This window comes from Mycolicibacterium chlorophenolicum (assembly GCF_001044235.1).
GTDB lineage: Bacteria > Actinomycetota > Actinomycetes > Mycobacteriales > Mycobacteriaceae > Mycobacterium > Mycobacterium chlorophenolicum.
In genome coordinates, this window is the sequence record NZ_JYNL01000048.1 from 79,425 (window position 1) to 101,395 (window position 21,971).

Genomic DNA, 21,971 nt, shown 5'->3' on the forward strand with positions numbered 1-21,971 from the left:
ACTCTAATCTCCTTTGTACTGTTGAACGAACTAGCGTGTGGGCGTATGCCCTCGTCCAGCGGCCGAAATTAGGGTGTCCTATCTGATACTGCCGGTCCGGAATCGAGGGGTTCGGAATGGATTCAGAACCGGCCGAAAGGGCCTGACGTGACCATCGAAATCAACTGGGATGCGTTGCGCCGCAACGCTATCGACGTATCCAAGCATGCCTACGCGCCCTACTCGCGGTTTCGGGTCGGAGCAGCCGCGCTGGTCGACGATTACCGAATAGTGACCGGATGCAATGTGGAAAATGTCTCATATGGCCTGGGTCTCTGTGCGGAGTGCGCAGTGGTCTGCGCCCTGGCCTCCGGAGGCGGCGGACGGCTGGTCGCGCTGTCGTGCGTGGGGCCTGACGGGGAGCTGCTGATGCCATGTGGCCGGTGCCGGCAGGTGCTCCTCGAGCACGGCGGACCGGACATGCTCATCGACCACCCCTCGGGACCCCGGCCGCTGCGGCAGCTGCTGCCCGACGCGTTCGGACCCGACGATCTGGCCCGCGCGGCGAGCGAGGAAACACCGTGACCCAGAACACCTTCGACGCCCCCACCGTCATCCGGACCAAGCGCGACGGCGGGGTCCTGTCCGACGCGGCGATCGACTGGGTGATCGACGCCTACACCCACGACCGGGTGACCGACGGTCAGATGGCGGCACTGCTGATGGCGATCTTCCTGCGCGGGATGTCCGGGCACGAGATCGCGCGCTGGACCGCCGCGATGGTGGCGTCGGGGGAGCGGTTCGACTTCTCCGACGTCGGTCGCCCGACCGTGGACAAACACTCCACCGGCGGGGTCGGGGACAAGATCACCATCCCGCTGGTACCGGTCGTGATGGCTTGCGGGGGTGCGGTTCCGCAGGCCGCCGGACGCGGCCTGGGCCACACCGGGGGCACCCTCGACAAGCTCGAGTCCATCGCGGGCTTCACCGCCGAGATCACGAAAATCCAAATCCGCCAACAACTCCGCGAGATCGGGGCGGCCATCTTCGCCGCCGGCGAGCTGGCCCCCGCGGACCGCAAGATCTACGCGCTGCGCGACGTCACCGGCACCACCGAATCGCTGCCGCTGATCGCGAGCTCGGTGATGAGCAAGAAGATCGCGGAGGGCGCCGCGGCGCTGGTGCTCGACACCAAGGTCGGCTCGGGGGCGTTCCTCGCCACCGAGGCCGAGTCCCGCGAGCTGGCCCGCACGATGGTCGACCTCGGCCGCGAGCACGGGCTGACGACCCGGGCGCTGCTGACCGACATGGAGGTGCCGCTCGGACGGACGGTCGGCAATGCGGTCGAGGTCGCCGAGTCGCTCGACGTGCTCGCCGGCGGCGGCCCGGACGACGTCGTCGAGCTGACCGTCGCGCTCGCGCGGGAGATGTGCGACGCGGCCGGGCTGGACGCCGTCGACCCGGCGCAGACCCTGCGCGACGGCTCGGCGATGGACCGGTTCCGCGCGCTGATCGCCGCCCAGGGCGGCGACCTCGAGGCGCCGTTGCCGATCGGTGCCCACAGTGAGACCGTCACGGCGCCGCGCGGTGGCACGATGGGAGACATCGACGCAATGGCCGTGGGACTGGCGGTGTGGCGGCTCGGGGCGGGCCGCTCGGCCCCGGGTGAGCGCGTGCAGTTCGGCGCCGGGATGCGCATCCACCGCAGGCCGGGTGAACCCGTCGCCGCCGGTGAGGCGCTCTTCACGCTCTACACCGACACCCCGGAGCGCTTCGCCTCCGCACTGTCCGAACTCGACGGCGCCTGGAGCGTGGGTGACCAGGCGCCTCCGACGCGGCCGCTGATCATCGACCGGATCACGTGAGGAGAGCCAGATGACGACACCGTTGACGCTGCAGACCATCCGGCAGGCGCCCAAGGCGCTGCTGCACGACCACCTCGACGGGGGGCTGCGTCCGGAGACGGTGCTCGACCTGGCCGAGGAGTACGGCTACGACCAGCTGCCCGCCCACGACGTCGACGCGCTCGCGACGTTCTTCCGCACCGCCGCGCACAGCGGCTCGCTGGTTCGCTACCTCGAGCCGTTCGCCCACACCGTCGGCGTCATGCAGACCCCCGACGCCCTGCACCGGGTCGCGTTCGAATGCGTCGAGGACCTGGCCCGCGACAACGTCGTCTACGCCGAGATCCGGTTCGCTCCCGAACTGCACATCGACGGGGGACTGTCGCTGGACGCCGTCGTGGACGCGGTGCTGGCCGGGTTCGCCGACGGGGAGAAGGCGGCCGCGGCGCAGGGCCACACGATCGTGGTGCGGTGCCTGGTCACGGCGATGCGCCACGCCGCACGCTCGCGCGAGATCGCGGCGCTGGCCATCCGGTTCCGCGACAAAGGGGTGGTGGGCTTCGACATCGCCGGCGCCGAGGCGGGCTACCCGCCCACCCGGCACCTCGACGCGTTCGAGTACATGCGCAGCAACAACGCGCGCTTCACCATCCACGCCGGCGAGGCGTTCGGGCTGCCGTCCATCCACGAGGCGATCGCGTTCTGCGGCGCCGACCGGCTCGGCCACGGCGTCCGCATCGTCGACGACATCACCGTCGACGAGGACGGCACCGCGCACCTGGGCAGGCTGGCGTCGCTGCTGCGCGACAAGCGCGTCCCGTTCGAGATGTGCCCGAGCTCGAACGTGCAGACCGGCGCGGTGGGCAGCATCGCCGAGCATCCGTTCGACCGGCTGGCCCGGCTGCGGTTCCGGGTGACCGTCAACACCGACAACCGGCTGATGAGTGACACCACGATGAGCCTGGAGATGCTGCGGCTGGTGGAGGCGTTCGGCTACGGGTGGAGCGATCTCGAGCGGTTCACCATCAACGCGATGAAGTCGGCGTTCATCGCCTTCGACGAGCGGCTGGCGATCATCGACGAGGTCATCAAACCCCGCTACGCCGTCCTCATCGGTTAGCGATTTCGGCGTGTCCGTCGCCGCTCACCAACGACAACCACGCCGAAATCACTCCTGGCGGAGACGGGACTCGGCGAACCGCTCCAACGACTCCCACTGCGTGACGGCCTCGGCGAACGGCGCGCTCGGACGCGACACCGACGCCGGGTCCAGCGAGTAGGAGATCAGCCGGCCCAGCGCGGTGTTCTTGTCGAGCTTGGCCGCCACGCTGGTGTCGTCGGCGTAGTCGGCGATGTCGCGCAGCAGTTCGACCGCCAGCTCGAGCTGGTCGTGGTCGAGTGCGTCGGGGCCCTCGGCGAGGTCGTCGACGATGCCGGACAGCACGTAGATGTTGTCGTCGGTGACCTCCACCCGCAGCGAACCGTCGGTGGCGGCGGTGCGGATGTCGTCGTAGGTGGCCAGGTCGGACAGGTCGTGGTCGTGCTCGTCGGCGAGGTAGCGTGCCAGCGCCCGCTCGGAGCCGAAGACGCTGATGCGGCCGTTGCGGCCCAGGAAGATGGGCCGGTCCTCGAGGTAGCAGCGCAGCGTGAAGAAGGTGCCGCCGCTGGTCATGATCCGGACGGGGTCGATGCCGACGCGCGCCCAGAAGTCCTCGTCGCTGCCGAGCACCTTGGTCTCGGCGACCGCGGTCAGCTCGTCGGCCTCCTCCTCGGTGTCGACGATGTCGTCGATCACGACGGCATCCTCGTCGATCTCGGGAGCCGGCGCGTCGAGTTCCTCCTGTGCCTTCTCGACGGCTGCGGCGTCGACCTCGGGCTTGGTGATGATCTCGTCGAGCGCCTCGATCACGGGATCCCACCCGCGGTTGATGATCTTCTCGATCTCGGCCCACCGCTTGCGCCCGGCGCGCCCGGCGTAGGCCTCGGCTCCGCCGCCGACGGTGCCGAGCACAGGGTTGCCGTTGAAGAACTTCGTGACGGCGGGCATCTCGCACACCGATCCGATCGACGACACGACCGCCAGCGCGCGGTGCAGCGTGCGCACACTGTCGTCGGTCGGCTTGTTCGACAGGATCTCCTCGAAGCCGGCGAGGTCGTAGGAGTGCTCCTCGGCGGGCGTCAGCATGTGCGCGTTGGCCTCGGTCAGCTTCTCCCACGCCGGGTGGTCGACGAGGTCGTTGTCGGTGCTGGTGCGGACGAACGCCGCCAGATCAGCGACCGAATCGAAGACGTAAAGATCCTCGTCCTTACCGAGGAACGCCTCCCATTCGTCTCCGTCGGCGCGCCACCGCGGTGCCCACAGCGTGTACACGTCGCCCTTGGTCAAGCTCAGCCCAATCGGCACGATGTCTGCAGCCATGCGGCACAGCGTAACGACCGTTCCCGCGAGCCCGGCCACGTGTTCGGGGCAAGGTTGTCGTGTCCGCCGTCGGATCGACGATGCTGTGAACCGGTACCGAGCCACCTCGGACTGCGCGAAGTCGGGGCTCGGCGCGGCACCCTGCGATCACGCGACGGGGACGAGCGAAATCGTCGTCACCTTGTTGCTCGCCCAGTTCGCGACATACGCATCGCCATCGGGGCCGACGACCACTCCATCTGGATTTCCGACCGGCACCGAAGCGATGACGGTGTTGTAAGTCGGGCTCGTCGCGTCAAGGTCGATGAACGACACCGTCCCGGTGCTACTCGTGGCATACGCCAGGCTGCCGTCTGGGGCGATCGCCACCCCTCGCAGCGAGCCGCTGATCGGGATCGTTGCAGTCACCGCATTGGTGGCGGTGTCGATCACCGACACGGTGCCGTTGGCGCCTCCGTGGGCGTCGTTGGCGACGTAGACGCGGGTGCCGTCGGGGGTGACCGCCACTGCCCTCGGCCCGACACCCACTGAGATCACCTTGATCTCGGCGTTGGTGGCGGTGTTGATCACCGAGACCGTGTTGCTTCCCTCGTTGGCCACGTAGGCGCGGCTGCCGTCGGGACTCACCGTCACCGCTATCGGATAGGCACCGCTGACCGATATGTAAGTCACCAAGGTGTTGGTGGAGGTATCGATCACCGCGATTGAACTGGCGTTGATTCTGGTGACGTAGGCACGGGTGCCGTCGGGACTGACGGTCACCCCGTACGGGGTGCCGGTGACGGCGACATTGGTCACCACGGTGTTGCTCACGGTGTCGATCACCGACACCGTGTCATTGCCCTGGCTGGCGACGTATAGACGGGTGCCATTGGGGCTCAGCGCAAGTCCATGCGGCGAACTGCCAGTGGCAATGGTGGAGATCCTGGTGTCGGTCGTGGTGTCGATCACCGACACCGATGAACTGCCCGAGTTGCTGACGTACGCGCGGGTTCCGTCTGAGCTGACCACCACTTGATTCGGTGCGCCCATTACCGAAACGGTGGCAGTGAGGGCCGGTGTGGCCGGAGCGATAGGGATCGGCGCGACGGGCACTGCGGTGGTCACTCCGCTCGCGTCGGTGACGGTGACGGTGAAGGTGTCGGTTTCCGTTTCGGGGGTGAGGCCGGCGAGCACGCGTGCCCCATCGGTCGGCGTGTAGGTGTAGGTCCACGTCCCGTTGCCATTGTCGACGACGTCGACGTGTCCTCGGGACGGCGCGGGATTGGTGACGCTCAAGGGCGCACCTTCCGGGTCGCTGGCGCTGACCGTCACGTGGACCTCACCGGTCGCCGGGTCGGCGGTGCCGACGGTGGTAGTCGCGACTGGGGCGGCATTGAGCGAGATCACCGACACTGCGTTGCTGCTGTTGTTGGTGACATAAGCAGTGCCGTCGGGGCCGGCAGCGATCCCGTAGGGGCCTGTGATGGCCGAGACCGTCGCGACGACGGTGCCCGCGGCGGTGTCGATCACCGACACCGAGCTGCTGCCCCGGTTGGCGACGTAAACCAGGCTCCCGTCCGGACTGAAGGCCACGCCGTAGGGCTGACTGCCGACGGTGATGTTGCCGACCACGGCGTTGGCCGTGGTGTCGATGATCGCGACGGTGTTGCCGATGGAGTTGGTGACGTACGCGCGCGAGCCGCTTGGACTGACCGCCACCGCGTAGGCATTGCCGCCGGTGCCGATGGTCTTGATCGTGGTGTTGGTGGCGGTGTCGATCACCGACACAGACCCGGAGGCGCGGTTCGCGACGTACACGCGGCTGCCATCAGGGCTCACAGCCACTCCCCACGGCATGGCGCCGATGCTGGTGATCGTGCTGTCGATGGTCCTGGTGGCGGTGTTGATCACCGATAGTGAGTTGCTGCCCTGGTTGGCGACGTAGGCATGTGCGCCGTCTGGACTGATCACCACGCCCCGGGGGCTGGTGCCGACGGTGATTGTGTCGGCGACGGTGTTGGTGGCGGTGTTGATCACCGACAGCGAGTTGCTGCCCTGGTTGGTGACGTAGAGCAGAGCGCCGTCCGGGCTGACCGCCACACCATAGGGATTGCTGCCAACCAGCACGCTTTTGAGGGCGGTGTTGGTCGCGGTGTCCACGATCGATACCGCATTGCTGCCGTTGTCGGCGATGTAGGTACGAGTTCCGTTCGGGCTCACCGCCACCCCGGCGGGCTGGGGTCCGACGGCGACGGTGGCTTCGAGCGTCACCTCGGCAGCGGATACCGGGACAGAGGTGACCGTGACCTGCGTGCTGCCGCCGTGCCCGTCGGCGACGGTGACGGTGAAGGTGTCGGTGTCCGGTCCCGGTGTGGTGTCCGCATGCAGGCGGGCAGCGTCGAAGGGGGTGTAGGTGTAGATACCCGTGTTGCGGTCGACGGTGACGAGTCCCCTGGCGGGTGCACCCGTCACTGAGTAGGTGAGCGGGTCGGAGTCGGCGTCGGCGACCTTGAGGGAGCCGCTCACGATGCCCGACGGGGTCGGGTTGCCGACCGTCGGCGGTGACGTCGGTGCAGGCGCCGTGTTGGCGGGGCTGATCGCGACGGTGACCGGAACAGTGGTCGTGCCGCCGCGACCATCGCTGACCGTGACAGTGAACGTGTCGTTTTTGTCTGCGGCAGAGACATTCTCGTCAGCTGCTGCATGGCGGATCGCGGCGGTCGGAGTGTAGGTGAAGAAGCCGTTCGGCATCACCATCACCGTGCCGCCCTTGCCGGTGGTGGCCGGCGCGCTGTAAGACAACACGTCGTTGTCGGGGTCGGTGACATTCAGCGTGCCGCCCACTTGGGCGGTCGTGGGGTTGACGCCGGCGATGGTGTACGCGGGGTCAGCTGCCTCGGGTGCGCTGTTGACGGTCACCAGCGAGATCACGGAGACCGAATCTCCGCCTGGGGCATACGAGGTGCCGTCGGGAGAGACCGCCACCGCCCTCGGAGCGTTGAGGCCCTGAAGGGTGCCGATCACGGTGTTGGTGGCGGTGTCGATCACCGACACGGTGCCACTGCCATTGTTGGTGACGTAGGCCAGGCTGCCATCCGGGCTGACTGCGATCCCGCCCGGAGCGTCGCCGACGTACAGCGTGCTCAACACGGTGTTGGTGGCGCTGGTGATAACCGACACCGTGTTGGAGCCCGTATTCGTGACGTAGGCCAGCGTGCCATCCCGGCCGAAAGTCACGTGTGTTGGCGAACTTCCTACGGAGACGGTATCGACCAGGGTGTTGGAGGAGGTGTCGATAATTGAAACCGAACCCTTGTTGCTGTTGGCGACGTAGGCGCGGGTGCCGTCAGGGCTGATCGACACTCCCATCGGTTGGCTGCCCGCACCGCCGACGGGAACAGTCTGGATGACTGTGTTGGTTCGAGTGTCGATGATCGTCATGCTGTTGCTGCCCATATTCGTCACGTAGGCACGAGAGCCGTCGGGGCTGAAAGCCAGCCCCCAGGAATCGCTGGCCACCGGAATCGTGGCGATCACCGTGTTGTAGGTATCGCTGGTGGTATCGATGTCGATCACCGCCACCCGGCTGCCGCCCCACGCAATAGTGGCGTACAGAAGGCGGCCGTCGGGGCTGACTGCGACCGCACTCGCGGGATCTCTGACGTCGACCGTGGCGACAGGGGTGTTGGTTTCCGTGTCGATCACGGAGAGCACGCTGGGACTCACACCGGCTCCGTAATTGGCGACGTACGCGCGTGTGCCGTCGGGCGTCACCGCTATCCCTATCGGAGCGCTGCCACCGGGTAGCGGGACTGTGGCCGTGACCGTGGCCTCTGCCGGTGTGACCGGCACACCCGCGACCGTCACATCCGTACTGCCGCCATGGGCATCGGTGATGGTGACGGTGAAGCTGTCGGTGTCAGCCTCTGGGGTCAAGCCGGCCTGCAGTCGCGCCGCATCGGTGGGGTCGTAGCTGAATGTGCCGCCGGGAGTGATTGCGACGGCCCCTCTCATCGGCGCCCCGGTGACGGTATAGGTCAATGTGTCGTTGTCGAGGTCGCCAGCGTTCAGTGACCCGTTGACCACACCGGTGGTCGAGTTGACCGGGCCGACGATCGGGGCCGACGTGGGTTCCTCGTTGGTCGGGCTGATGGTGACCGTGACCGGGACGGCCACAGTCCCGCCGCGGCCGTCCTTAACGGTCACGGAGAAGCTGTCCTGCCGGTCACCTGCGCCGGCGCTGTCGGCGGAGGCGGCATGGCGAGCTTCGGGGGTCGGGGTGTAGATGAACGAGCCACTGGCCGCCACGATCACTGCTCCACCCTTGGCCGTGGTCACCGGAGCGATGTAAGACAACGTGTCGTGGTCGGGGTCGGTGACGTGGAGGTTGCCCGTGACGGCACCGGTAGTCGGGTTGGTGCCCGTCACCGTGTACCCAGGAACGCCGGCGACCGGCGCGCTGTTCTGGCTGGGCACGAGGGAGATCACCCGCACCGTGTTCCGCGCGTTGTTGTAGGCGACACAGAGGCGGCCGCCGTCAGGGCTGACTGCCACCCCGAATGGATAGCTGTTAGCGGGGATCGATTGGATGACCGTATTCGTGGCGGTGTCGATCACCGACACGGTGCCACTGCCATTGTTGGTGACGTAGGCCAGGCTGCCGTCGGGGCTGACTGCCACCCCGAAGGGGGAGCCGCCGACGGGAATGGTGGCGGTGATGGTGTTGGTCGCGGTGTCGATCACCGACAGGGTGCCGCCGGAGAGGCTGGTGACGTAAGCGCTGGCTCCGTCGGGGCTGACCGCTACCCCGAACGGACTGGTGCCGACGGGGATGGTGTTGATGACCGTGTTCGCCGCGGTGTCGATCACCGACACAGTCCCACTGGCGTTGTTGGCGACGTAGGCACGGGTGCCGACGGGGGTATCAGCGACCGCCACGCCGTACGGGTTGGCGCCGACGGGGATGGTGGCGGCGACGGTGTTGGTGTCCGTGTCGATCACCGACACCGTGCCACTGGCGTTGTTGGCGATGTAGGCCAGGCTGCCATCGGGGCTGACCGCCACCCCGTACGGATGGGTGCCGACGGAGATGGATTGGGTGCCGGCCATGGTGGGGTTGGTGTCGACGAGGGCGTTGGTGGCCGTGTCGATCACCGACACGGTGTTGCTGTTGAAGTTGGCGACGTAGGCGCGGCTGCCGTCGGGGCTGATCGCTACCTGAGCTCCGACTGACTGGCCCACGGGAATTGTTGCGACAACGGTGTTGTAGGTGAGGTGGGTCGGGTTGGTGTCGATGACCGATACGGTGCCGCCTTGATAATTGGCCGTATAGGCGTAGTTGCCGTCGGGGGTGAACGCCACGAAGTTGGGGTCGTTGGCGACGGAAATGGTGGCGGTGACGGTGGCAACCACGGGTGACACCGGGACATTGCCGACGGTGATCGGTGTTGTGCCGCCGTGGCCGTCGTTGACGGTGACGGTGAAGCTGTCGGTTTCGGTGTCTGGAGTGAGACCGGCGTGCAGGCGGGCGGCGTCGCTGGGGTCGTAGTTGAAGGTGCCGTCGGGGTTGACTGTGACGGCACCGCCGACCGCGAAGCCGGTGACGGTGTAAGTCAGCTCGTCGTCATCGGTGTCGGCGGCGGCGATGGTTCCGGTAACGATGCCGCTGACATGGTCGGTGATCAGGGTGCCTACGGTGGCGGTCGGGGCCGCGTTGGCGGGTGCGACGGTGACAGTGACCTCGACGTTGACACTGCCGCCATGGCCGTCGGACGCGGTAACGGTGAAGCTGTCGGATCGGTCTGCCGAAGAAGCGTTTTCGGCGGCGGCAGCGTGCCGCGCTTCATCAGTCGGGACGTAGGTGAACGAGCCGCCGGACTGGACGGTCACCGTGCCGCCCTTGGCGCTGGTGCCCGGTCCCGTGTAGGTCAGGGAGTCGCCATCGGCGTCGGTGACGCCGGTGACCGTTCCAGTGACTTTGCCGGTGCTGGGATCCGGGTCGCTGGAGTTCGACCTACCGCCGACTGGCGCGATGTTGAGCGGGCTGATGGCCACCAGCACCGGCAGCACAGCCGCGCCGCCGAGCGCGTCGGTCACGGTGATGGTGAAGGTGTCCTGTTTGGCAGCCGGCGGGGCGCCTACAACTGCTGACTCGTGGCGGGCGGTATCGGTGGGCGTATAGGTGTAATCCCATGTGCCGTCGGCATTGTCGACGACCTCGACGCTGCCCTTGGCCGGATCGGTGTTGGTGACGGTCAGCGGGTCGCCTTCGGGGTCGCGCGCGCTGAGCGTCACGGTGACGACGCCGGCCGAGTTCGGGGCGCTGACCGTCGTGCTGGCGGTCGGTGCGGAGGCGACCAGGGAGATCACCGTTGTACTGCCGCGTCCGTTGACGACGTTGTCGAGGTACGCGGTGCCGGTGGGGCTCATCGCCAGGCCGAACGCATTGCTGCCGACGGGAACCGTCTCGATCACGGTGTTGGTGGCGGTGTCGATCATCGACACGGTGTTGCTGCCGGTGTTGGCGACGTAGGCCAGTGTGCCGTCGGCGCTGAACACGATCGTGGACGGGCTGCTGCCGACCGGCACGGTACGGATCACGGTGTTGGTGGCGGTGTCGATCACCGCCACGGAGTTGGTGGTGGCGCTGCTGACGTAGGCGCGGGTGCCGTCGGGGCTGACAGCCACGGAGCCTGCGTTGGGGGCGACGACGATGGTGGTGATGACGGTGTTGTGGGCGGTGTCGATGACCGTCACCGAGTTTCTGCTGCCGGTGTTGGCGACATAGAGGCGGCCGCCGTCCGGGCTGACCGCCACCCCGGCGGGATTGCCGTTGAGTGTGATCGTGGTGGCGACGGTGTTGGTGTCGGTGTCGATCACCGACACCGAGGGGGTCCCTCCGTCGCTGGCGTAGTTGGTGACGTAGGCGACGTTCCCGCTGGGGTCGACCACGACTGCGGCCGGATTACGGCCGACGACAATGGTCTTGACGACGGTGTTGGTCGCGGTGTCGATCACCGCCACGGTGTTTCGCGCGGTCCCGCCGGCCCATTGGGTGACGTAGGCGGTGGCACCGTCGGGGGTGAGAGCGACCGTGCTGGGATTGCCGCTGACATAGATGGTTTTGATCGTGGTGTTGGTGGCGGTGTCGATCACTGACACGGTGTTGGCGCCGGCATCCGTGACGTAGGCGCGCGTACCGTCGGGGCTGACTGCGACTCCCCGCGGATCGGTGCCGACGGTGATGATTGCGGTGACGGCCGGATCGGCGGGCGCGATGGGAACCCCAACAGCGACTTGTGTATTGGCGCCGGCCGCGTCGGTGACGGTCACGGTGAACGCGTCTGTATCGGCGCTGGGCGTGTTGCCCGCGTTGAGGCGGGCCGCCGCCGTGGGGGTGTAGCTGTAGGTGCCGTCCGGATTGACTGACAAGGTGCCCCGCGCAGGCCTCGTGGTTGTCACGCTGATCGGGTCGCCATCGGGATCGCTCGCGGTCAGGCTCACGGTGACACTACCGGTCGATCCGTTCGGAGCGCCCACGGTGGCCTCGACCACCGGTGCGTCGTTGACTGGCGTGATGGTGACCGCGACGGTGGCAGTGCCTTCGGCGCCTTGGGTATCAGAGGCGGTGTACGTGAAGGAGTCTTCTCCGTTGAAGTCGGGGGTGGGGGTGTAGGTGAACGAGCCGTCGGGGTTGACGACCACGGCGCCGTGTGCCGGCTGGGTGAAGGCGGTGACGGTGAGCGGCTCGTTCTCGACGTCGGTGTCGTTGGCCAGGACGCCGGGGGCGGGAACGATGACCGGGGTGTCTTCGGCTGTCGAGTAGCTGTCGTCGGCGGTGCGGGGCGCGTCGTTGACGGGGTTCACGGTGATCGTGACGGTGGCGGGACTGCTGCTGTCGGTCCCGTCGGTGACGTAATAGGTGAAGCTGTCTTCCCCGTGGTAATCGGCGGCCGGTGTGTAGGTGAACGAGCGGTCGGCGTAAACCACGACGCCGCCGTGCGCGGCCGGCGTCCAGTCAGCCACGATCAGGGAGGCGCCCTCGACATCGGTGTCATTGGTGAGCAGGCCCGGTGCGGGAATGGTGAGTGGGGTGTCCTCGTCGGTGGTGTAGGTGTCGCTGTGGGCGACGGGGGCGTCGTTGACCGGGGTCACGGTGACTGTGACGGTGGCGGGAGTGCTGCTCCGGACGCCGTCGGATGCGGTGTAGGTGAAAGAGTCCGCGCCGGACCAGTTTTCGGTCGGTGTGTAGGTGAACGAGCCGTCCGTGTCGATGCTCAGGGTGCCGTGGGCCGGGTCGGTGTGCGATGCCACGGTGAGGGTGGCGGCCTCGACGTCGGTGTCGTTGGCCAGGACGTTGCCCGAGACGGGGGTGTCCTCGTCGGTGGTGTAGGTGTCGTCGGTCGCGGTGGGGGCGTCGTTGACCGGGGTGACGGCGATCGAGACCGTGGCGGTGTTACTGGTCAGCGCTCCGTCGGTGGCGGTGTAGGTGAAAGCGTCGGTGCCGGACCAGTTTTGGCTGGGGGTGTAGGTGAACGAGCCGTCGTTCGCGATGCTCAGCGTGCCGTGGGCCGGGTCGGTGTGCGACGCGACGGTGAGGGTGGGGTTGTCGACGTCGATGTCGTTGGCCAGCACGTTGCCCGACACCGCGGTGTCCTCCGACGTGGTGACCGTGTCGTCCACCGCGACCGGGGCGTCGTTGACCGGGGTGACGGTGATGGAGACGGCGCCGATGCCGGCTCCCCCGTGACCGTCGGTGGCGACGTAGGTGAAGCTGTCGTCGCCGGTGTATTCGGCGGCCGGGGTGTAGGTGAACGATCCGTCGGTGTCGATGGCGACGGTGCCGTGTGTCGGAGGCGTGTGCAGCGCTGCGGCCAGGGAGTCATGGTCGGCGTCGGTGTCGTTGGTCAGCACATTGCCCGAGACGGGGGAATCTTCTGCGGTGGTATAGGTGTCGCCGATCGCCACCGGCGCAGCATTGGACGGGGCGAGCTCCACCGAGACGGTCTCGGTGTCGACGCCGTGGTGCGCGTCGTGGGCTTCGACGGTGAATTGGTCGTAATCCTGGCCCGGGGTCGCTGCGGCGGCATGGCGGGCTTGGTCGGTGGGCGTGTAGAGGTAGCCGCTCGACGTTCGCGTCAGCTGGCCGTAGGCGGGGTCGTGGATGACGAGGTAGGTCACCGGATCGGTGTCTGGGTCGTTGACGGTGACGAGCACGTCGACGCTGCCGTCGCTGTTGGGGTCGGACACGGTCAGGGTCATGGCCGGGGCCACGTTGGTCGGGTCGATCGTCACGCTGACCGGGACAGTGATCACCCCGCCGTGGCTGTCGTCGACGGTGACGGCGAAGTCGTCCGCGAGTTGGTCGGGCGTGGCGTTCTCGGCGGATGCCTCGTGGCGCGCAATCGGTGTCGGGGTGTAGGTGAAGGTGCCCGTGCCGGCATCGAGCACCACGCTGCCGTCGGCGGGGCCGCCGGTGACTGTGTAGCGCAGCGTGTTCTGGTCGGGGTCGGTGACGCGCAGGATGCCGGGGACGGCGCCCGTGGTGTGGTCGACGGCCCCGAGCGTAAAGGCGGGGACGGCGGCTATCGGGGCGGCGTTGACGGTGACGGTGACGGTGGTGGACACGTCGTGGCCGTCGTCGCCGAGCCAACCGAAGGTGATGGCGTTGAGGAATCCCGACATTCCGTGCATGTGCGGGTAGGTGCCGGCGTCGGTTGCCGTGACGGTGAAGGTGTCGGAGCCGCCGGTTCTGTACAGGGTGGTGGGGGCTGTGTAGGTGAACGTGCCGTCGGGGCGCACGACCACAGTGCCGCCGTTCACGGGGGCGGACGCGGTGAAGTTCACCGGGTCGCCGTCGGCGTCGGTCACGACGAGCCGGCCGCTGATGGTGTCGTCGACCTGCGTCGTCTGCGTGGGATCCAGGGCCAGGGTGGGGGTGGAGTTGAAGAAGCTGCGCCGGATCCAGGCGAACAACCCCCACACCACCGGCGCCTGGGCGGCTTCGGCGGCGGCTGGGGTGGTCGCCGACGGGTTCAGCGGAGCCAGCACCGTCTCGACGAAGCGGCTGACGATGCCGACGGGCGCGGGAGCGGCCGGCGTGGTGGCGGTGATCGCATCTCGGGGTGTCAGGGGAGTGCCGAGTGGTTCGGCAGGCTCCGCGGTCAGTTTCTCCGGAGCCTGCATTGAGGGGCTCGGTGCCGTCGTGAGGCCGTTCGTCGTGGTCTCCTCGACCTCGGGCGCCTCGGAGCTGATCTCGTGGCGCGTTGCCGGCCGCGGCTCGCCCCGGTCGGGCACGACGACCTGGGGCGGGGTGTTCTCGACCGGCAGTGCGGTCTGCGTTTCTGCCGTCGGGGCACCGCCGTCCACCACGGGCGCAGGCACGGCGTCGATCGGCGCGGTGGCCTCGGTGCTCTCAGGGTTTGCGACGGGCGATTCGGACTGCTCGTCCACCTCGGGGGTGGATTCTGGTGACGTGGGCGGGGCAACGTCGGTCTCGGCATCGGCGATGTCGGTCTCCGGCTCCGTCTCGGACGTTTCGGCGTCGGCCGCGGATTCGGACGTTTCGGAGGTCGTGTCGTCCGCGCTACCCGACGGCGTCGTCTCGTCAGACGCGAAGCGATCCGGCGACGTGGCCCCCGTGTCCGTGGCCGTCGTCGACGTGGAGGTCGACGAGTCCGAGTCGGCGGGTTCCGCCGAGGCGATCGCCGGCTGCTGACCAGCCAGTGCCGCGCCGACGCCCAGAGCGGCCGCCAGTACGCCGATCCGGCCGATGTAGCGGGCGTACTCCAGGGCGTGGTGTTCGTTCGACGTCGCTGGTGGCTGATGCTCGGTGGGCGACCCGCTCGGAGCCCAACCGCCGCTGCGTCCCGCGCCGCCTCGCACCCGCGGATGCGCAGCCGGCATCAATCCCGGCATCGCGAACACCAGATGGCCGGGTTCGGCATGGACCAGCTCCCACTTCAGGCGCGGCAGCGTCGCGGCCTTCTTCTCCCCGGCGATTCGGGGACGCAGGATCTCTGGGGTGGATGTCATTTTCACTCCTCGTGTGCACAGCCCAACCGACGCGCGCCACCGACGTACCGAGGTCCGTCGTCTACGCGTGTCGTTACTTCGCAGTCAACGGCGATACCCCACGGGGTAGTAGGGTCCTTGGACCCTTGGTTGCCAGAGTCGACGGTCCTTTCGCGTAAATGCGCTGATCTCCTAGGCCGTCGGATCGAATCAGACTGCGCAAGTAACTATTTGGAGAGGAGTTGTTTCCGGCACCGGATGCGGCGTTGTGGGTTCCGACGTGGCTGGCGAGCCCATCGGAGGGCGTGCGGGCAGGGATCGGAGGTGAGCGGGGACGACGCGCGCATGTGAGCCGCGGTTCTCGGCGCAAGAGGGATCCGCCGACGGACCGGAGTGTCGAAGGGCCGTTCAGTCCGGCGAGATCGGCGGTTGCGGAGCCTTGTCGGCCTTTGCCGACACCACGAGCGCATACGCCTACGCGAGGTGGAGGATGCCGTCGGTGGACTGGCTCTCCGGCGCGGCGCTCACGACGGCTCTCAGGAGTGCCGCCGCGGCCTGTTCGACCAGGTCGGCCAGCTCGCGGCGGTCAGCCATGTCGTGTCCTCGTGTTCTTCGAGTGGTCAGGTGGTTGCGCCTGAGAATCCGCTCGTCGCGCGCTGCCGGCTAGGGTCTTTGGGCTCCAGGCCCGTTGCTCGGCGCCGGTTCGACGCGCGTCAGACGCCACGCCGCAACGTCGCGGCCCGCCGTGACGGTAGGGACCAACGTCCCTCACCGGCGTGGCTTTGGTCAATCCGGGCCGCATCCTCAATGCCATTCAGACGGACACTCCCCACTGGCAGGCTGTTGTGGTGAACATGCGGGGCGACGGCACGCGCGGCGCCTCTGCGGCGGTGCGCCGAGTTGTCGCGCGGATCCAGGGCGTCACAGGTGTTCACTGACGTCCTCCGGTTGGGCGAGGGCCGTATTGTCAGACAGCTCAGCAGCATTGCCGACTACGTCGACGCCCTGTCCGCGGATGTCCAGAAACTCACCGATGCCGAGATGCGTTCCAAGACAGAGGAGTTCAGGCTACGCATCGCTGACGGGACCAATCTGGAATCGGTGTTGGCAGAGGGTTTCGCCGTGGCGCGGGAAGCCGCCTGGCGGGTACTCGGCCTTCGTCCGTATCGCGTTCAGGTGATGGGTGGCGTCGCACTGCATTTCGGGAACATCGCCGAGATGATGACCGGTGAGGGCAAGACGTTGGCGAGCGTGATGCCGGCCTATCTGAACGCTGTCAGCGGCGAAGGCGTCCACATCGTCACGGTCAACGACTATCTGGCCAAGCGCGACGCTGAACAAATGGGCCGGGTACACCGCTTTCTCGGATTGAAGGTGGGGGTGATTCTGGCCGAGATGAAGCCCGAGGCGCGGCGGGCCGCGTACGCCGCGGACATCACCTACGGCACGAACAACGAGCTCGGCTTCGACTACCTGCGCGACAACATGGCGCACCACAGAGACCAGCGCGTGCAGCGCGGGCACCACTATGCCATCGTCGACGAAGTCGACTCGATCCTCATCGACGAAGCGCGCACACCACTCATCATTTCTGGACCCGCCGACGACGCGTCGCAGTGGTATGCCGAATTCGCCCGCCTCGCAACGCTCATGACGGAGGACACCCATTACGAGGTCGATGTCCGCAAGAGGACAGTGGGGGTGCGGGAGCGGGGTGTCGCGCTGGTCGAGGACCAGCTCGGCATCGGCAACATGTATGACGTGGCCAACGCTTATCTCGTCGGCCACCTCAACAACGCGCTGCGGGCCAAGGAACTGTTCCACTGCGACCGGGATTACATCGTCACCGACGAGGGTGAGGTCCTGATCGTCGACGAATTCACCGGCCGGGTGCTGGTCGGCCGCCGGTACAACGAGGGCCTGCATCAGGCCATCGAGGCGAAGGAGGGGGTAGAGATCAAGCCCGAGAACCAGACGCTGGCCACGATCACGCTGCAGAACTACTTCCGGATCTACCGCAAACTCGCCGGCATGACCGGCACCGCGCAGACCGAGGCCTCGGAGTTCCGGGAGATCTACCGTTTGGGCGTCATCACCATCCCGCCCAACGCGCCCATGGTGCGCCGTGATCGTGCCGATGTGGTCTACAAGTCCGAGCTGGCGAAGTTCGATGCGGTCGTCGAGGACATCGCCGAGCGCCATACCGCAGGCCAGCCCGTGCTTATCGGTACCACCGGCGTGGACAAGTCGGAGTACCTGTCCCACCGGCTGGACGAACAGCGGATCCCGCACACCGTGCTCAACGCCAAGCATCTCGAGAAAGAGGCGGAGATCGTTGCCGAGGGAGGGAGGCGCGGGGCGGTGACCGTTGCGACGGACATGGCCGGCCGCGGCACCGACATCGTGCTCGGCGGCAGCGTCGACTTCCTGACCGACAAGCGGCTTCGGGCCCGAGGCCTGGACCCGGTGCAGACCCCGGAGGAGTACGAGGCGGCGTGGCGTGATGAACGTCTGCAGATCAAGGCCGACAGCGTCGCGGAGGCCGACGAGGTCAGGAAGTTTGGTGGGCTGTACGTGCTGGGTACCGAGCGCCACGAGTCGCGCCGCATCGACAATCAGCTGCGCGGCCGCGCCGGGCGGCAGGGTGATCCGGGGGAGACGAGGTTCTACCTCTCGTTGGGTGACGAGTTGATGCGGCGATTCAGCACCGTGAACCTGGAAAAGCTGATGACGCGCTTGAAGATGCCCGACGACGAGCCGATCAAGGCGAACGTTGTCACGCGGGCGATCATGAGCGCGCAGACGCAGGTCGAGCAGCAGAACTTCGAAACGCGCAAGAACGTCGTGAAGTACGACGAGGTGATGGACCAGCAGCGCAAGATCGTCTATGCCGCACGATCGCGCATTCTCGACGGCGAGGATCTGCAGCGTCAGGTGCGCGACATGTTGCTCGAGGTCGTCACGGCCTACGTCATGGAGGCCACTGCCGGATGGCGCACCGCCGGCTGGGACCTCGACGGCCTCTGGACCGCGCTGCGGTCGCTGTATCCCATCACTCTGGATCGTGATTCGCTGCCCGCCGGCAGTCGATCGAACCGAAAGAAGCTGCTAGAGGCGGTGATCCGGGATGCGGAGCGGGCATTGGATCGTCGCGAAGCCGAGATCGAGGAGCGGGTGGGCGTGGGCTCGATGCGTCGGCTGGAGCGTGACATCCTGCTCGACACGATCGATGGGAAGTGGCGCGAGCACCTCTACGAGATGGATTACCTGAAGGAGGGAATCGGCCTGCGCGCGATGGCCCAGCGCGATCCTGTTGTCGAGTACCACAGCGAGGGCTACGACATGTTCGTGCGCATGCTCGAGGCTGTGAAGGAGCAGTGCGTCCGATCGCTGTTCCACGCCACCATCGCCACTGCCAAGGCAGCTGAGTGAGCCGTCCGTGCGGCACGCGGCGATGAGCCAGTGACCCTGAGGCGCTGGGGCGGCAAGGCCAAACGGCTGACACGGCGCGCCGGTGGTGTCACGCTACTGACGTGGACGCAAACGCGGGCGGCCACAGCGCTGTGAATGCGCTGACGCCGTCCTGTAAGCGTGCGGCACGCAGTTGGGCGCGACCGCAAAATTCTGCAGCGAGTGCGGAGCACCCGCGGCGCACGGCACGCCTTCCGCGGAGTACAAGCAGGTGACGGTGCTGTTCGCCGACGTTGTGCATTCGATGGATCTCGCCGCGGCGGTCGGCGCCGAGCGGCTGCGTGAAATCATTGCCGAGTTGGTAGGCAGTGCAAAGGCTGTAGTGAAGCGCTACGGAGGGGCGCTGGACACGTTCACCGGCGATGGGATCATGGCGGTGTTCGGCGCGCCCGCGACTCTGGAGGATCACGCGTCTCGGGCATGCATGGCGGCACTGGAGATTCAGGATGCGGTGCAGCGGCTGGCAGTGGACATCCGAGCGCGAGACGGCGTGGATCTGCGACTGCGCATCGGGCTGAACTCGGGAGAGGTTGTTGTCGGTGACATCGGCTCGGCCGCAGTCGGATACACGGCGATTGGCGAGCAGGTCGGCATGGCTCAGCGGATGGAGTCGGTGGCGCCGCCGGGCGAGGTGATGCTCAGCACTTCCACTGCAAGGCTTGTGGTGGGCAATGCCGATCTTGCTGTGCCCGAGTTGGTGCACATCAAAGGTAGCGGTACACCGGTGCCCGCTCGGCGTTTGATCGGCATGCGCCACGATCGGATCGTCACACTCGCCGTGTCGGATCTCGTCGGTCGACGTCAGGAGCTGAGCACGCTCGAAGCATCGCTGAACCGTGCCATCGACGGTGACGGCGCTGTGGTGGGGGTGGTGGGGCCGCCAGGAATCGGGAAAAGCCGCCTGATGCACGAGATTTCGGCCTCGGCGCGCACCCGCGGACTTCAGGTGTTCACGGTCTTCTGTGAGTCCCACACCAGTCAGATTCCGTTCCACGTGCTTACTCGCCTTCTGCGTGCGGCGACTGGAGTGGAAGGCTGTGAAGCCCGAACCGCTCGCGCCCTGTTGCGTGAGCGCTTCGCTGATGCAGACGGCGACGATCTGCTGCTCCTTGCCGACTTGCTGGGAATCGCCGACTCTGATGCAGTGACGCCTCGGATAGATCCCGATGCACGACGGCGACGGTTGACTGCTCTGGTGAGAGCTGCGTTGATGGCGCGGGAAGCCCCAGCGCTGTACATCATCGAGGATGTTCATTGGATCGACCAGGTCAGTGAGTCGATGCTGACCGAGTTCCTCGCGGTGGTCGCGCAGACAACGTCACTGGTGATCGTCACCTATCGGCCCGAGTATTCGGGAGCCCTTCTGCAGAGTGCTGAAATCTTGGCGTTGGAGCCGTTGAGTGACGCCGAAGCTGCTGCCTTGGTGACACAGCTGCTCGGTCCGGACCCGTCAGTCGCCGACGTGTGCCGAATGATTCTCGACAAGGCCTCCGGCATACCATTTTTCGCCGAGGAGATTGTGCGGGACCTGGCTGAGCGCGGTCTGTTGCGAGGAGAGGTGGGCGCATATCGGTCGCCAGTGTCGGTTGGCGGAATGAACGTGCCGCCGACCTTGCAGGCGGTCATCGGTGCGCGCATCGACCGACTCGAGCCGAGCGCCAAGCGTGCGCTGGCAGCAGCGGCGGTGGTGGGTTCACGATTCAGCGCGGACCTGCTCGCGCGGCTCGGCATCCCGTCGGACGTCGGCGATCTCATCACGGCCCAATTCATCGACCAGGTCGAGGTCGCGGGGCCACCCGAGTATGTGTTCCACCATCCGCTCATCCGGGCGGTGGCCTACGAGTCGCAGCTCAGATCCGATCGCGCTTACATGCACCGTCGCGTGGCGGCCGCGCTTCAACAACGCGAACCCGACTCGGCCGACGAGAACGCCGCCCTGATCGCCGAACATCTGGAGGCCGCCGGTGATGCGCGCGCCGCCTATGACTGGCACATGCGCGCCGCGAGTTGGGCGCGATCCCGTGATGTCACCGCCGCACGACTGAGCTGGGAGCGGGCCCGAACGATCGCCGATGAGTTGCCGCCCGATGTTGTGAATCGTGCTTCGTTGAGCGTCGCTCCTCGCACGATGCTGTGCGCGACGGCCTATCGAGTGCGTGCGCACGATGCTGGCGCTCGCTTCGCCGAACTGCGGCAGCTGTGCTCAGCCGCCGGGGACAAGCCGTCACTGGCGATCGCGATGGCCGGGCTCGTGATGGATCATGCGTACCAGGGCCGAATTCGTCACGCATCGCGGCTGGCATCGGAAGCCATGAACCTCATCGAATCGCTTGGCGATGCGACTCTCACGGTGGGACTGTCCTTTCCCGCGATCTACGCCAAGATCGAGAGCGGAGAATATTCCGACGTCTTGCGATGGTCACAGCGAATGATCGACCTGGCCGACGGCGACCCGTTCACAGGCAACTTCATCTTTGGTTCTCCGTTGGCGCTCGCCTACGCGTCCCGCGCAATGGCGCGCTACTGCCTCGGTGGTCGCGACTGGCGCAGCGACCTTCGTCACGGTATCGCGATGGCCCACAACGCGGACCCTCTGACCTATGCCGCTGTCGTCGCGTGGGGCTACTTTCCCGGTATAGCGAACGGCGTGTTGTCCGCCGATGATCGCGCGTTGCGCGAGATCGAGGACGCGCTCCGGATCGCCGAGCGATCCGGCAATGACATGGCGTTGGCATTCGCCCGATTACCTTTGGGCATCGTCTTGGTGCACCGGGCGACGGTTGCAGCGCGTGATCGCGGACAGGTGCTGCTGGCCGAGGTCCGCGACGCCTTCTCGAGGCAGCGACACAATCTGGGGGATCGGCCGCTCGTTGACGTGTACCTGGCACGGGAGTGGGCTCGGCGAGGAGATGGCGACGAGGCGCTTCTGCTGATGCGCGCCGCCGTCGACCAGCTGGCTCGGGAGGGTCAACTGGCGGCGTGGGGCACTCCGGCGACGGGTGTCCTGGTGGAAACTCTGCTCCGTCGCGCGGCTGATGGTGACCTCGCGGAAGCCGAGGCCGCCATCGACCGGTTGGCCGCCGTTCCGGCCGACGGTGAGCTGGTGTTACGTGACGTCTGGCTGCTGAAGCTACGGATGCTGCTGGCGCAGGCGCGCGGTGAACAGGATCGGTATGGCGACTGTCGGGATCGTTACCGCGCGAGAGCCGCGGAACTCGACTACGAGGGGCATCTGACGTGGGCCGCGGGGATGCCGTGACCCC

The 21,971-nt window shown here is 67.0% G+C and carries 8 protein-coding genes; 6 read left to right on the forward strand and 2 right to left on the reverse strand.

The annotated features are described in order from the left end of the window. Positions 1-147: 147 nt before the first annotated feature. The 3 genes from MCHLDSM_RS19240 to MCHLDSM_RS19250 are packed head-to-tail and all read left to right on the forward strand — an operon-like array spanning position 148 to position 2,943. A complete protein-coding gene (locus tag MCHLDSM_RS19240; RefSeq protein WP_048471553.1) occupies positions 148-564 on the forward strand; it encodes a cytidine deaminase in 417 nt (138 codons plus the stop codon). Beyond that, positions 561-1,844: a thymidine phosphorylase gene (locus MCHLDSM_RS19245; RefSeq protein ID WP_048471554.1), complete on the forward strand. Its 1,284-nt coding sequence runs from the start codon at positions 561-563 to the stop codon at positions 1,842-1,844. Before MCHLDSM_RS19240 ends, MCHLDSM_RS19245 begins: the two co-directional genes overlap by 4 nt. A gap of 10 nt (positions 1,845-1,854) precedes the next feature. Next, complete coding sequence (locus MCHLDSM_RS19250) at positions 1,855-2,943, forward strand: adenosine deaminase (protein ID WP_048471555.1); 1,089 nt, start codon at positions 1,855-1,857, stop codon at positions 2,941-2,943. Between the two features lie 48 nt (positions 2,944-2,991). Here MCHLDSM_RS19250 and satS read toward each other — a convergent pair whose 3' ends face one another. Both satS and MCHLDSM_RS37330 read right to left on the reverse strand, forming a co-directional pair. Further along, positions 2,992-4,242: a protein export chaperone SatS gene (gene satS / locus MCHLDSM_RS19255; RefSeq protein WP_048471556.1), complete on the reverse strand. Its 1,251-nt coding sequence runs from the start codon at positions 4,240-4,242 to the stop codon at positions 2,992-2,994. Between the two features lie 147 nt (positions 4,243-4,389). Next, positions 4,390-15,258, reverse strand: a complete 10,869-nt coding sequence (locus tag MCHLDSM_RS37330) for a cadherin-like domain-containing protein (protein ID WP_048471557.1) — start codon at positions 15,256-15,258, stop codon at positions 4,390-4,392. Between the two features lie 755 nt (positions 15,259-16,013). Here MCHLDSM_RS37330 and MCHLDSM_RS38175 point away from each other — a divergent pair. The 3 genes from MCHLDSM_RS38175 (at position 16,014) to MCHLDSM_RS19270 (ending at position 21,967) form a co-directional block, all read left to right on the forward strand. Further along, positions 16,014-16,175 (forward strand): hypothetical protein, encoded by a 162-nt coding sequence (locus tag MCHLDSM_RS38175; RefSeq protein WP_156455047.1) that lies wholly within the window; start codon positions 16,014-16,016, stop codon positions 16,173-16,175. Next, positions 16,165-18,669 (forward strand): preprotein translocase subunit SecA, encoded by a 2,505-nt coding sequence (gene secA / locus MCHLDSM_RS19265; protein ID WP_048471558.1) that lies wholly within the window; start codon positions 16,165-16,167, stop codon positions 18,667-18,669. Before MCHLDSM_RS38175 ends, secA begins: the two co-directional genes overlap by 11 nt. A gap of 172 nt (positions 18,670-18,841) precedes the next feature. Then, the gene (locus MCHLDSM_RS19270; RefSeq protein WP_048471559.1) at positions 18,842-21,967 is read left to right on the forward strand and encodes an ATP-binding protein; all 3,126 of its coding nucleotides are present in this window, start codon (positions 18,842-18,844) and stop codon (positions 21,965-21,967) included. Positions 21,968-21,971: the final 4 nt, after the last annotated feature.

What these genes read in the sequence shown, in the direction of transcription:
- MCHLDSM_RS19250 (WP_048471555.1), top strand. Translation starts at nt 1,855, where the DNA reads ATGACGACACCGTTGACGCTGCAGACCATCCGGCAGGCGCCCAAGGCG.
- MCHLDSM_RS37330 (WP_048471557.1), bottom strand. Translation starts at nt 15,258, where the DNA reads ATGACATCCACCCCAGAGATCCTGCGTCCCCGAATCGCCGGGGAGAAG.
- satS (WP_048471556.1), bottom strand. Translation starts at nt 4,242, where the DNA reads ATGGCTGCAGACATCGTGCCGATTGGGCTGAGCTTGACCAAGGGCGAC.